General features: G+C 65.4%; 11 protein-coding genes. 5 read left to right on the top strand and 6 right to left on the bottom strand.

Features of this window, described 5'->3' with window-relative positions:
- Nucleotides 1-213: 213 nt before the first annotated feature.
- On the bottom strand, nt 214-1,257 hold the full coding sequence (locus C474_RS14965; protein WP_008388293.1) for a zinc-dependent alcohol dehydrogenase: 1,044 nt from the start codon (nt 1,255-1,257) through the stop codon (nt 214-216).
- Between the two features lie 120 nt (nt 1,258-1,377).
- Between C474_RS14965 and C474_RS14960 the strand changes: the two genes are divergently transcribed.
- Nucleotides 1,378-2,157 (top strand): SDR family NAD(P)-dependent oxidoreductase, encoded by a 780-nt coding sequence (locus C474_RS14960; protein WP_008388291.1) that lies wholly within the window; start codon nt 1,378-1,380, stop codon nt 2,155-2,157.
- A gap of 94 nt (nt 2,158-2,251) precedes the next feature.
- Here the strand turns inward: C474_RS14960 and C474_RS14955 are convergent, their stop codons facing one another.
- A complete protein-coding gene (locus C474_RS14955; RefSeq protein ID WP_008388289.1) occupies nt 2,252-3,490 on the bottom strand; it encodes a mandelate racemase/muconate lactonizing enzyme family protein in 1,239 nt (412 codons plus the stop codon).
- Nucleotides 3,491-3,600: 110 nt separating this feature from the next.
- Here C474_RS14955 and C474_RS14950 point away from each other — a divergent pair, with 110 nt between their 5' ends.
- Nucleotides 3,601-3,957 carry a hypothetical protein gene (locus tag C474_RS14950; protein ID WP_008388287.1) on the top strand — a complete coding sequence of 119 codons (357 nt, stop codon included), beginning with the start codon at nt 3,601-3,603 and terminating at the stop codon, nt 3,955-3,957.
- Between the two features lie 40 nt (nt 3,958-3,997).
- On the opposite strand, the gene gfo6 is transcribed toward C474_RS14950, so the two are convergent.
- Nucleotides 3,998-5,089 carry a D-xylose 1-dehydrogenase Gfo6 gene (gene gfo6, locus C474_RS14945; RefSeq protein ID WP_008388286.1) on the bottom strand — a complete coding sequence of 364 codons (1,092 nt, stop codon included), beginning with the start codon at nt 5,087-5,089 and terminating at the stop codon, nt 3,998-4,000.
- A 132-nt stretch (nt 5,090-5,221) separates the two neighbouring features.
- On the opposite strand from gfo6, the gene xacF reads away from it, so the two are divergent.
- Both xacF and C474_RS14935 read left to right on the top strand, forming a co-directional pair.
- Nucleotides 5,222-6,670: a 2,5-dioxovalerate dehydrogenase gene (gene xacF, locus C474_RS14940; RefSeq protein ID WP_008388284.1), complete on the top strand. Its 1,449-nt coding sequence runs from the start codon at nt 5,222-5,224 to the stop codon at nt 6,668-6,670.
- A 327-nt stretch (nt 6,671-6,997) separates the two neighbouring features.
- Nucleotides 6,998-8,926, top strand: coding sequence for a glycoside hydrolase family 127 protein (locus C474_RS14935; protein ID WP_008388282.1), 1,929 nt, complete (start codon nt 6,998-7,000; stop codon nt 8,924-8,926).
- Between the two features lie 478 nt (nt 8,927-9,404).
- Here the strand turns inward: C474_RS14935 and xacR are convergent, their stop codons facing one another.
- Nucleotides 9,405-10,160, bottom strand: coding sequence for an HTH-type transcriptional regulator XacR (gene xacR, locus C474_RS14930; RefSeq protein WP_008388280.1), 756 nt, complete (start codon nt 10,158-10,160; stop codon nt 9,405-9,407).
- Between the two features lie 73 nt (nt 10,161-10,233).
- The gene (locus tag C474_RS14925) at nt 10,234-10,470 is read right to left on the bottom strand and encodes a TOBE domain-containing protein (protein ID WP_008388278.1); all 237 of its coding nucleotides are present in this window, start codon (nt 10,468-10,470) and stop codon (nt 10,234-10,236) included.
- 64 nt (nt 10,471-10,534) lie between these two features.
- Between C474_RS14925 and C474_RS14920 the strand changes: the two genes are divergently transcribed.
- Nucleotides 10,535-11,674: an ABC transporter ATP-binding protein gene (locus C474_RS14920; protein ID WP_049917062.1), complete on the top strand. Its 1,140-nt coding sequence runs from the start codon at nt 10,535-10,537 to the stop codon at nt 11,672-11,674.
- A gap of 198 nt (nt 11,675-11,872) precedes the next feature.
- Here C474_RS14920 and C474_RS14915 read toward each other — a convergent pair whose 3' ends face one another.
- A complete protein-coding gene (locus tag C474_RS14915) occupies nt 11,873-12,526 on the bottom strand; it encodes a hypothetical protein (protein WP_008388275.1) in 654 nt (217 codons plus the stop codon).
- Between the last annotated feature and the right edge of the window lie 24 nt (nt 12,527-12,550).

Here is a 12,550-nt window from a genome sequence, read left to right as displayed (position 1 = left end):
CCGCATCGGAAAATAGTTTTTATTTATTCAATAGCATGTTCTTTAGTCTAATTACTGAAACTGAAACTAAATCCGAGAGGATTACCTAAGAGGTCACTCTACGGACCTCGAACCGTCCGGCGCGCGTCGAGGTGAAGAACGGGTGTCGCACCCGGGAGTTCCGCCGTTCGCGTCCGGGTCGTCCGAGCGGTCGCGTGTCCGTCCGCTCGCTTCTCACTCCCGCAGCACGGACACGTCGAACACGGGTTTGCAGGTGCCGCCGGAGAGGAACGTCTCGAACGCCTCGTCTGCATCGAGCAGGCTGAAGCGGTCGTCGAGGAACGTCGCGTGGTCCACGTCGCCGGACTCGATGAGTCGGAACGAGTTCTCGAAGTCCTCGTACATCGACGCGTAGGAACACTGGAGGTCGATTTCTGACCTGACGAGCGGCGAGTACGGCATCGTCGTCTCCCCCGTCTGTCCCACGAGCACGATCTGTCCGCCTTTCCGAACCTGCTCGACGGCCATGGTCAGCCCCGAGGGGTGGCCGGTCGTATCGAACACCACGTCGTAGCCGATGCCGTCGGTCAGTTCCTCCCGGCGGGCCGCCATGTCGTCCGCCTCGACGTTGAGCGTCTGAAAGCCGAGTTCCTCGGCTAACGGGAGGCGGTACTCGGTGTCCTGCCCGACGCCCGCGACGACGACGTCGCCGCCCTGCGCGTCGGCTATCTGGGCGGTCAGTTGGCCGATGGGTCCCGGACCGGCGACCAACACGCGGTCGCCCGCTCCCACGCGCGAGTTCTGTATCACGGCGCGCGCGCCGATGCTCGTCGGTTCGACCAGCGCCGCGTGCTTCGGATCGACGCCGTCGGGTACGGCATGGAGCGCCGTTTCGGGGACCGCGATGTAACCCGCGTACGCCCCGTCGTGGTCGACGCCCGTTATCACGGCGTTCTGACAGACGTTCTCCTCGCCGATTTCGCACTGGTAGCAGTCGCCGCAGCCCCGAATCGGGCGCTCGACGACGCGGTCGCCGACCGCGAACTTCGTGACGGCGTCACCGACTTCGATGACGCGCCCGGTGTACTCGTGGCCGATGACGTTCGGCAACTCCATCCGCTCGAACGCCGATTCGAACTCGTAGATGCCGGCGTCGCTTCCGCAGAGGCCCGCGTAGTCGACCTCTATCAGCGCTTCGTCGGCAGCGGGTGTCGGCCGTTCGACGTCGACGAGTTCCAGCGAACCGTGACTGCGGCTCGTCTTGGTGAGTCCTCGCATAGGTTCGACTCCCGGCGGAAGGGTAATCAGCGTGTCGGTCGGCACAGCCCTCGGCCGTTCCGCACCGGCGGCCGGTCGGCAACCACAGGCATAAAGAGCGACGGGAGCGTCGTCGAAGGTATGGATTCGTACGAGCACACGCCGGTTACCGTCGAGGACAAGCGTGCAGTCGTCGTCGGCGGCACCAGCGGCATCGGAGAGGCCATCGCGCTCGGGTTCGCCAGCGAAGGCGCGGACGTGGTGGCGACGAGTCGGAGCGAGGAGAAAGTGGAGTCGACGGCGGCGGCCATCCGCGACCGCGGGGTCGACACGGCGAGCGTGACCTGCGACGTGACGGACGCCGAGTCGCTGGAACGCGTCCGCGACCGGGCGGTCGAGGAACTCGGCGGTGTCGACATCGTCGTCGCCTCGCAGGGGGCCATCTCCCGGGAGACGGTCCGCGACATCTCCGAGGAGGACTGGGACTTCGTGACCGACGTGGCCCTCGACGGCGTCCGCCGGGTCACGCAGGCGTTCGCGCCCGCCCTCGAAGCGAGCGAGTCGGGAGCCATCGTCAACATCTCCTCGCTGGCGGCCAGCCTCGCTATGTCGAACCTTCCCGCCTACTCCGCCGCGAAGGGCGGCGTCGAGGCGTTCACCCGAGCGTCCGCGAAGGAACTCGCTCCCGACGTGCGGGTGAACGCCATCGCCCCCGGGTTCGTCATCACGCCGCAGAACGAGGAGACGTACGCCGAGGGAACGGAGAAGCGCGAGCGAATCGACGAACGCGCTCCCCTCGGACGCGTCGCCGACCGCGAGGAGATAGTCGGCGCGGCCGTCTATCTCGCCAGCGACGCCGCCTCCTACGTCACCGGCGAAGTCGCCACCGTCGACGGCGGGTTCGGCGACAGCGCGTTCTGAGGCGGGGCACCCCCTCCGTTCCGCACCCGTCGCTGAGGGCGCGAACGCGAGAAAAGAGACCGCAACGGCGTTCGGATCGCGTCCGACCGGTTCGTTACGCCTCGTCGAAGAGTTCCTCGCCCTCGACCATGTGCTCCCCCACGGCGTCGAGGTCGAGCGTCAGGCCGAGACCGGGTTCCTCGGGAATCTCCATACGACCGTCCTCGATGAGGTCGTCCTCCTCGACGAGGTCCTCCCACCAGCCGAGTTCGTAGGAGTGGTACTCGACGGCCAGCGAGTTCGGGATGGCCGCGCCCACCTGCGCCGAGGCCATCGTCCCGATGGGCGAGGAGACGTTGTGCATCGCGACGGGGATGTAGTACATGTCCGCGAGGTCCGCTATCTTCCGCGTCTCGCGCATGCCGCCGACGCGCGGGAGGTCCGGCGCGATGATGTCGACCGCCTGCGGTTGCAGCAGGGAGAGTTGACCGAACTTCCGGTAGACGTTCTCCCCGACGGCGATGGGCGTCGTCGTGGAGTCGGTCACCTTCTGCTGCACCTCGTGGTTCTCCGGCGGCACGGGGTCTTCGAGCCACCACACGTCGTAATCTTCGAGGGCGCGCGCGAGGCGCTTCGCCGACCCGCCCGTGAACGACCAGTGGCAGTCGAAGGCGACGTCCGCGCGGTCGCCGACGGCCTCGGTGACCGCCTCGACGATGTCGACCTTGTGGTCTATCTCGGGGTTGCGCAGGTGACGGTTCGCGCGGTCCTTCTCGTGACCGGACGGTACGTCAAGGTCGAACTTGATGGCGTCGTAGCCCAGGTCCTCGACGACGCGCACGCCCTCTTCCGCGCAGGCCTGCGGGTCCGCCTCGTTCTCGGTGTGGAGGTCGCAGTAGATGCGCACCTCGTCGCGGTACTTCCCGCCGACCAACTGGTAGGCCGGCACGTCGAGGAGTTTCCCGGCGACGTCGTGCAGGGCGATTTCGATGCCCGAGATGGCGGAGATGACCTTCCCGGAGACGGAGCCCTCGCCGGACATCTTCTGGACGAGGTGTTCGTACAGGCGGTCGATGTCGAGTGGGTTCTCGCCGACGAGGAACGGTTTCATCCGCTCGATGATGGCGTCGTCGCCGCCGCCCCAGTAGGACTCGCCGGTCCCCACGACGCCGGCGTCGGTGTAGACGCGGACGAGAATCCACGGGTAGTTGCCGTCGACCATCGTCGTCTGTACGTCCGTTATCTCCGCGTCGCGGACGCCGCCGCGTTCGTTGGTGATGCCCATCGTCTCCGCCGAGAGGTCCCGCATCGTGTACTCCGCGTTCGGGTCGCGTAGCTTTGCGTAGTCGACCATTACGTGCGTATATCCCCAAAGCCGATAGTAAAGCTTGTGGATACGGACCCGCGCGGCGACGCCGAAGCACAGGCGACGCCGTTATTGCACTCCCGGGAGACGGAGGCGATATGAACCGATACGAACCGGAGTGCGTCGACGGCGTCCTCGTTCTCGTCGCGGACGAGGACCGACTGGAAGTCGGCACCGTCGACGACGTGGTGGACGCCGTCGGCGGCGAGACGTACGCAATCGAGTACGACGAGCGACAGCGGACGCAGCCGTGGTTGGACACCGACGACGGCGTCCTCGAAGTCGACGTGCGCGAGACGGCGACGTCGCTGAACCACACCCCCGAGACGGTCTCGGAACTCCGCGAGTACGACATGACGACGGAGAAGTACGGCCTTCCCGCCCGGACCGTCGAGTTCGCGGACCGCCTCGTCGACATCCTCGAACGGCAGGGCAGAGAGGGAGAAAAAGAGTAAGTCCGCGCGGTCGTCCGCTTGGTACGGCCGGTCCTTCGACTCAGTTCACCGACACGGTTTCGCCCGTCTCGGCCGCCTCGTAGATGGCCGCGAGGGTCCGCATGTCGAGGAGGCCGTGTTCGGCGTCGGCCGCGAACGGTTCCCCTCTGAGGACCCGGTCGGCGAAGTAGTCCAACTCCTCGATCATCTCGTCGCCGAACACGTCGCTGCGTTCGTCCTCTATCTCGATTTCGCGTCCGTCCGCCGTTCGGTAGCGGAGGTGCTGGTCGGACATGCCGAGATAGGAGTGCTCCAAGGAGAGCTCCCCCTCGGTGCCGACGATGCGGAGGTGTCCAGAGAGGGAGGCGTTCTGACTGGCGGTGCAGGCGGCGTACGTTCCGTCGTCGAACTGCACCGTGAACGTCGCGTACTGGTCGGGCACCTTCTCGAACGCCTCGTCCTCCGAGCGCATCTGCGCCGTCACGCTCACCGGGTCGGCGTCGAGGACGAATCGCGCGGTGTTCAGCGGGTAGACCCCGAGGTCCATCACCGACGCGCCGTAGCCGGCGAGTTCGGGGTCGAGACGCCACTGGTCGGGACTGCCGGAGACGAACTCCAACATCCGTTGGCCCATGTGGCCGTGGACGAGCACCGGGTCGCCGACGGCGCCGTTCGCGACGAGTTCGCGCATCCGACGCACCTGCGGGTCGGTCTGCATCCGATAGGCGACCATCAGCGGCACGTCCTCGGTGGCCGCGACGAGTTCCTCTGCCCGTTCGCTCGTCGCCTCCATCGGCTTCTCGCAGAGGACGGCCTTTCCGTGTTCGGCGGCCGCCTCGGCGTACGGGAGGTGCTTCGCGTTCGGCGTGCAGACGTAGACGGCGTCGTACTCGTCAACCGCCTCGCCGTCGACGAACTCGTCGTACGTGAGCGTCGCCGCCACGCTCTCGGTGTCCGCAGCGACTTCCTCGCCCTTCTCGCGACTGCTGCTGACGAGCACCGTCGTCTCGCAGAACTTCGAGTCCTCGGTTGCGGGAATCGTCTGCTCGCGCGTCCACCATCCGAGACCGACCATGGCGAGGCGGAGCGTCCCCTCCTCCAACTCCTCCCAATCGCGGTCGCGGAGACCGTGTAGGTAATCGTCGACTGACATGGTACCGAGGTTCGGGCCGACCGGCAAAAGTGTAGTGGACGGCGTCTTGCGGTCGGGTAGAGCGACCGGCGACCGTGATACGGTGTGACAGAATCGTAAGAGTAGTATGAGAGAATGGTGAAGGGGTAGGTGATGTCCGATACAGCGAAAAACTACGTGAACGGAGAGTGGGTCGAGTCGGAGACCGGCGAGACAATCGACGTGCAGAACCCGGCAAATCCGAGCGAGACCGTCGCGACGTACCAGAAGTCCGACGGATCGGACGCGAAGGAGGCCGTCGAGGCCGCCGTCGCGGCGAAAGCGGAGTGGGCGAACACGCCCGGCCCCGAACGCGGACGGATCCTCCGCGAGGCCGGAACGCTCCTCGGTCAGCGCAAGGAGGAACTGACCGACAAACTGGTCGCCGAGGAGGGGAAGGCCCGCGGCGAGGCGTCCGGCGAAGTACAGCGCGCGATAGATATCTTCCACTACTTCTCGGCGAAGGCCTCCGACCTCGGCGGCACCGTGAAGGGCGCGAGCGGGCAGAACACGAACCTCTACACGCGCGAGATGCCCGTCGGCGTCGCCGCCCTCGTCACGCCGTGGAACTACCCCATCGCCATCCCCGCGTGGAAACTCGCGCCGGCGCTAGCGGCGGGCAACGCCGTCGTCCTCAAGCCCGCGTCGTTAGCGCCCGGCGTCGTCATCGAAATCGCCCGCGCACTCGACGAGGCGGGTCTGCCCGACGGCGTGCTCAACGTCGTCACCGGCCCCGGCAGCGCGGTCGGCAGCGAGTTCATCGAGAACGAGGGCACCGACGCCGTCTCCTTCACCGGCAGCAGCCAGGTGGGTGAGATGGTGTACGAGCAGGCGACCGACGCCGGTAAGCGCGTCCAAACCGAACTCGGCGGCAAGAACCCGACGGTCGTGATGGATTCCGCGGACCCCGCCGAGGCGGCCGACATCGTCGCGAACGGAGGGTTCGGTACGACCGGCCAGTCCTGTACCGCCTGCTCCCGCGCCATCGTCCACGAGGACGTGTACGACGAGTTCGTCGACGAACTCGTCGACCGCGCCGAGTCCATCGACATCGGCCCCGGCAACGAGCACGAGATGGGCCCGCAGGTCAGCGAGGACGAACTGAACTCCACGCTGGAGTACGTCGATATCGCGCAGGACGAGGGTGCGACGCTCGCGGCCGGGGGCGGCGTCCCCGAGGGTGACGACGTCGAAGAGGGGTACTTCGTCGAACCCGCCGTCTTCACCGACGTGACGAACGACATGCGTATCGCCCAAGAAGAGGTGTTCGGTCCCGTCGTCGCCGTCATCAAGGTATCGGACTTCGAGGAAGGACTGGACGTCGCCAACGACGTGGAGTACGGCCTCTCGGCGAGCGTCGTCACCGACGACCACACGGAGGCGAACCGCTTCGTCGAGGAGGCGGAAGCGGGCGTCGTGAAGGTCAACGATAAGACGACCGGTCTGGAACTGCACGTCCCCTTCGGCGGCGTCAAGCGTTCCTCCTCGGAGACGTGGCGCGAACAGGGCGACGCCGGACTCGACTTCTACACCATCGAGAAGACCGTCTACGACAGCTACTGAGCCCGAACGTCCGCTGAATCCGAGCGAGCCATCGACCGTCGGACGGGACGCGGGTCGGTGTGCCGCCGCGCCGTCTTTCTCACGGTACGCAGTTTGGGAAGTAACCGAACCGTCTCCTCTCTCTCTCGGCGTCGATCGCCTCGTATTCAGTCATGACGGAGACGTACACCCGCCACACCACTCCGAACAACAGGCTAAACGACCCGGATAGTCCCCTGAACATAATAAGAGGGACGGCGATATCGTTCGCACCGGCGCGAACCGCACCACTCGGCTGGCGGCACCGGATAGACAGACGAACGAACGGCAGACCACCACAGAAACACGATGAGTGAATACACGCAGACAACAGACGAGATCGAGCTATCGGACGTCGAAATCGAAGACGAGTTCTGGTCGCCCTGGGTGACCCGGAACCGCGACGTGACGGTCGAATACCAGTACGAACAGCTCGAGGAATCGGGGACGCTGGAGAACTTCCGCCGCGCCCGCGACGGGAAAGAAGAGGGCTTCCAAGGGATGTGGTTCCAGGACAGCGACGCCTACAAGTGGCTCGAAGCGGCGAGCTACGAACTCGCGAAGAGCGACGATCCCGAGCTTCGAGAGCGGGCCGACGACGTGATCGAGCTAGTCGCCGCCGCACAGGAGGACTCCGGCTACGTCAACACGTACTTCCAACTCGTCGAGCCGGGGATGAAGTGGACGAACCTCAACATCATGCACGAGCTGTACTGCGCCGGTCATCTGATCGAGGCCGCCGTCGCTCACTACGAGGCCACCGGCGAGGAGTCACTGCTCGACGTGGCCGTCGATTTCGCTGACCACGTGGACGACGTCTTCGGCGACCAGATCGACGGCGTTCCGGGGCACGAAGGGATCGAACTCGCACTCGTCAGACTCTACCGGGTTACGGACGACGAGCGCTATCTGGACCTCGCACGGTACTTCGTCGACCTCCGAGGCCACGACGACCGCCTCAAGTGGGAACTCGAGCACTCCGACGAAATCGGCGGCCGGTCGTGGGACGACGGCGCTCTCATCCCCGCCGCGGGCGGAGGGAGCCTGTTCCTCGACGAGGACGGCGAGTACGTCGGCACGTACGCGCAGGCCCACGCGCCCGTTAGGGAACAGGAGAAGGTCGAAGGGCACTCGGTGCGAGCGATGTACCTCTTCGCGGGAGTCACCGACCTCGTGGCGGAGACGGACGACGAGGAGTTGTTCGAGTCGATGAAACGCCTCTGGGAGAACATGACGACGAAGCGGATGTACGTGACCGGAGGCATCGGCCCCGAACGCGAGCACGAGGGCTTCAGCGAGGACTACGACCTCAGGAACGAGGACGCCTACGCCGAGACGTGCGCGGCCATCGGGAGCATCTTCTGGAATCAACGGCTGCTCGAACTCACGGGCGAGGCGAAGTACGCGGATTTGATCGAGCGGACGTTGTACAACGGATTCCTCGCCGGCGTCTCGCTGGACGGGACGCGGTTCTTCTACGAGAACCCCCTGGAGAGTTCGGGCGACCACCATCGCAAGGGATGGTTCACCTGTGCCTGCTGTCCGCCGAACGCCGCGCGCCTGTTCGCGTCGCTCGGGCGGTACGTCTACTCGAACGTCGACGGGGTACTCACCGTCAACCAGTACGTCGGCAGCACGGTAACGACGACCGTCGGCGGGACCGAAGTCGAACTCACCCAGTCGAGTTCGCTGCCCTGGTCTGGTGAAGTTACGCTCACTGTCGACGCTGACGAGGCGGTCCCGATCCGCCTTCGGGTCCCCGCGTGGGCGACCGACGCGTCCGTCTCGATCGACGGCGAGGAAGCGGAACGGAGCGACGACGGCGCCTACGTCGAACTCGACGGCGAGTGGAACGGCGACCGGATCACGGTCCGCTTCGGGCAGGAAACCGAACTGGTTCGCGCCCACCCGGCGGTCGAGAGCGATGCGGGCCGGGTCGCCGTCGAACGGGGTCCGCTCGTCTACTGCGCCGAAGCGGTCGACAACGATCGACCGCTCCATCAGTACGCACTCGCTTCGAACGCCGTCATCGACGCAAAGCGTCGCGACGACCTGCTCGGTGGAGTGACTGTCCTTGAGGCCGATGGCGAGGTGCCGGCGCTGGACGGGTGGGACGGAACGCTGTACCGCCCCGACGACGAGACGGACACCGAGTCCGCACGGCTGAGGATGGTGCCCTACTACGCGTGGGACAACCGAGAACCCGGCGAGATGCAGGTGTGGACCCGCGCCGAGTAGCGATCTCGACGAGGTCGACGTAACAGCGGCGCAATTCACCCGCAACTACGTGTTTTAGACTTCGTCCGCGGAACACCGACGACCGAAAGAACTGAATAACCGAACTGGGAAGATATCGACGGCCGTCACTCTCGTCTCGGACGTGCAGTCGACGGCTTCGCGGCATCGTAGCTCCGAACGTGCTGTCCCGGCGTCACCCGCCCCGGTGACGCCAGCTTTCGTTCTTCGCGTCGGTCCGTAGGCGACCTCACGAACCCGGTCCGAGTTACGTCGCCACCACCGGGACGGTGCCGAACGGCCGACGTTCCGTTTTCGTGAGCCCCCGTTCTCTGTTACAGAACGCTCTTCGGGTCCGAAGCGAGGGCGCGTTACGATGTTACGAGCGTAACATCCCTCGTCAGCGATGCGAGCGCCCCGAATCGATCGGGAGTGATGTCGGAACGGGACGGTTCCGTTCTGAGCTGGAAAACGGGGCGCGTCAGTAGTTGATGTTCAGTTCGACCACGTTCGCCGCGCTGAGGACCCGTTCGGGGAGTTCGCCGTGTAGGTCCTCGTCGCTGACGCGACTTGCCGGCGCGGAGACGCTGATGGCGCCCAGTACCTCGCCGGAGGAGGCTTTCACCGGGGCGGCCAGACACCGCAGTCCGGCCAATCGTTCCCCGTCGTCGATGGCGTAGCCCCGTTCGCGCACGTCGTCGAGGGCGTCGGACAGTTCCTCTCGGGTGCCGATGCTCTTCGGCGTCTCCCGTTCGAGTCCGTGGCGGTCGACGATTTCGTCCACGCGGGACTCGGGGAGGTACGCGAGGATGGCCTTCCCGAGCGCCGTCGTGTGGAGGTACGCCCGCATCCCCGCGTACGTGTCCAGGTCGACGGCGTCTTCCCCCTTCGAGCGCATCAGGTAAACGCCCATTCCCTGCTCTTCGACGAGCAGGTTCGCGAGTTCGCCCGTCTCGTCGGCGAGCGCCTTCACCTCGGGTTCGGCGACCTGATAGAACTCCATCGACTTGCGCACGTAGCCGCCGACTTCGAGGAACTTCAGTCCGAGTTGGTACTCGTCACCTCGCTTCAGGACGTAGCCGTGCTCCTGCAGCGTCGTCAGGTGGTTGTGCACGCCGCTTTTGCCCATATCGAGGTTGCTCGCCAGTTCGGTCACTCCGCAGCGACCCCGCTGCCGCAACTCCTCGACGACGGCCAGCGTCTTTTCGGTGGTCCGCACCGGGTGTTTTGCGCCCATGTGTCGACTGTCACAATCTTTCCGGGCATAAGCGTTCTGGTCTAGAGAACGCCGAGTCGGGGAGAGAAACGAGTCAGGAGACGGCAACGGTGTCCTCTTCGTCGACTACGCTTCGCCCTTTCGTGACGGCGACCAGGGCGTCCGTCGACCGGTCGTCCGGGAACGAGAGATGGACGACGTTCTCGTTGCCCATCGGTTCGACGACGGTCACCACCATCTCGAGCTCGTGAACCGGGTCGTCGCCGGCCCGTCCCCGGGGGCGAACTCCCACGTCCTCCGGGCGGACGCCTAAGACGGCGTCGTCCCCCACCCGTCGAAGGCACGCCCGACCACAATCATTATACAACCCACTGCGTAGTAGTTAACGGGTAATCATGAGCGAAGTACGATTTGAGCACGTGCGGAAGGTGTACGAGGGCGACATCGTGGCGGTCGAGGACTTCTCTCTGGACATCGAGGACGGAGAGTTCATCACGGTCGTCGGTCCCTCCGGATCGGGGAAATCGACGCTGCTGCGGATGCTCGCCGGACTCGAAGAGATATCCGGCGGAAAAATCAGTATCGGCGACCGGATGGTGAACGACGTGCCGGCGCAGGACCGCAACGTCGCGATGGTGTTTCAGAACTACGCGCTGTACCCCCACATGACGGTCAGGAAGAACATGTCGTACGGACTGAAGCTGACATCTGATCTCTCGAGCGAGGAGATAACCGACCGCGTCGAGGAGGCGGCGGAGATGATGGGTATCGAGGACCAACTCGACAAGAAACCCGCCGGACTCTCGGGCGGCCAACAACAGCGTGTCGCGACGGGCCGAGCGATAGTCCGAGAGCCGGAAGTGTTCCTGATGGACGAACCGCTGTCGAACCTCGACGCGAAACTCCGCGCGCACATGCGGACGGAGCTCCAACGGATTCAGGACGACTTGGAGACCACGACGGTGTACGTCACGCACGACCAAGAGGAGGCGCTCACGATGTCCGATCGGGTGGTAATCCTCGACGGAGGGAACCTCCAGCAGGTGGGGACGCCCAAGGAGGTGTTCAACCGGCCCGCCAACCTGTTCGTCGCCGACTTCATCGGGTCGCCGTCGATGAACTTCTTCGACGTGGAACTCCAGGGCTCTACGCTCACGGGCGAAGCGCTCTCCTACGAGGTGTCGCCCGAGACGAGAGAGCGCATCAACGAGCGAGCCTCCTCGGATACCCTCGTGCTCGGCGTCCGGCCGGAACACATCCACTTCACCGAGCGGGACTCCGCCGACGCGATATCGGCTCAACTCGACGTCCACGAACCCGTCGGCGACGATAACTACTTCTACCTCCGGTCGAACGGCGTCGAGTTCACCATGCGCGTGATGGGGGATTACCACTACGACGAGGGCGACGAGATATCCGTCACGTTCGACGAAGCGAAGATGCACATCTTCGACCGCGCGAGCGGCAACAACGTGATGGTGGACACGGGCCGAGTCGACGAGCAGACGCGCGAACCGACCGCGCAGCGAACGTGAGTCCCTTCGGGGACTGTTTCCGCGACGCCCGTTCCGAACGTCCGTAACGCCGAAGCTCTCCTTCGGTCCGAGCCGTTCTCCGCTCGAATACCGGTAGCTCCGCGTTCCCCTCGTCGGTGCGACTCCGTTACTCGGATCGGAGCTCCGAAACCGAACCGCAGAGCCGAAATCGGAGTCGGACGCCAACCGTCGCCCGGGCTAACGCCGGGCGCTCTCGTAGGGCGACCAGTGGTCCTCCGCCGCCTCCGATTTCGGCGGCGGACCGAGCAGGGCTTCGAGGTGGAACGCCGCCACCATGCCGCCGAAGACGACGACGAACGCGATGGTGAGCGCGCCGGTCACGGCGAACAGGACGATCGTTCCCATTCCGATCATCACCGCTCCGAGCGCGTTCCGTCCGGTCCACCTGATCCCGGCTCTGACCGCGGGTTCGAGGTCCTCGCCGGCGGCGAGGCCGGCGAACGTCGGAATCAGCACGAGCGCGGTGTACGCCGCGGCGTACGTCGTGATAACCCCGAGAACGAGCGCGACGGTCGATCGCTCGAGGAGGTAGCGCCGGGCGTACAGTCCCGCGATGGCCGCGAACGCGAGCGGAACCCCGGAGAGTAACGTGGCCGAGAGGCCGTGGCGCTTGAGCGTTGCCGCGACCCGCTCCCGGTCGAACGTGTATCCCTCGCGGAGCGACGTGACCGCCGCGTACGCGCCGAGCGTCGCGGGGCCGACGGTGACGAGAGGGACCGAACAGAGGAACCAGAGCGCGCTTATCGCGACGAGTCGCGGACCGTGCTCGTAGAAAAACCGCACCGCGGAAACGAACGACCGATACACCGTTTTCGTGTCAGCGTCCCTCATCCCTCCAACGAGGGACGGGGACCG

Origin of the sequence: Halogeometricum pallidum JCM 14848 (assembly GCF_000337095.1) — an archaeon.
In the GTDB taxonomy this organism is placed as follows: Archaea; Halobacteriota; Halobacteria; order Halobacteriales; family Haloferacaceae; genus Halogeometricum; species Halogeometricum pallidum.
Note: the sequence above shows the minus strand (reverse complement) of the source record. Positions and strands in the feature narration are given on the sequence as shown.

Excerpts from the sequence above, each read along its gene's own strand:
- C474_RS14965 (WP_008388293.1), bottom strand. The coding sequence starts at position 1,257 with ATGCGAGGACTCACCAAGACGAGCCGCAGTCACGGTTCGCTGGAACTC.
- C474_RS14960 (WP_008388291.1), top strand. The coding sequence starts at position 1,378 with ATGGATTCGTACGAGCACACGCCGGTTACCGTCGAGGACAAGCGTGCA.
- C474_RS14955 (WP_008388289.1), bottom strand. The coding sequence starts at position 3,490 with ATGGTCGACTACGCAAAGCTACGCGACCCGAACGCGGAGTACACGATG.
- C474_RS14950 (WP_008388287.1), top strand. The coding sequence starts at position 3,601 with ATGAACCGATACGAACCGGAGTGCGTCGACGGCGTCCTCGTTCTCGTC.
- gfo6 (WP_008388286.1), bottom strand. The coding sequence starts at position 5,089 with ATGTCAGTCGACGATTACCTACACGGTCTCCGCGACCGCGATTGGGAG.
- xacF (WP_008388284.1), top strand. The coding sequence starts at position 5,222 with ATGTCCGATACAGCGAAAAACTACGTGAACGGAGAGTGGGTCGAGTCG.
- C474_RS14935 (WP_008388282.1), top strand. The coding sequence starts at position 6,998 with ATGAGTGAATACACGCAGACAACAGACGAGATCGAGCTATCGGACGTC.
- xacR (WP_008388280.1), bottom strand. The coding sequence starts at position 10,160 with ATGGGCGCAAAACACCCGGTGCGGACCACCGAAAAGACGCTGGCCGTC.
- C474_RS14920 (WP_049917062.1), top strand. The coding sequence starts at position 10,535 with ATGAGCGAAGTACGATTTGAGCACGTGCGGAAGGTGTACGAGGGCGAC.
- C474_RS14915 (WP_008388275.1), bottom strand. The coding sequence starts at position 12,526 with ATGAGGGACGCTGACACGAAAACGGTGTATCGGTCGTTCGTTTCCGCG.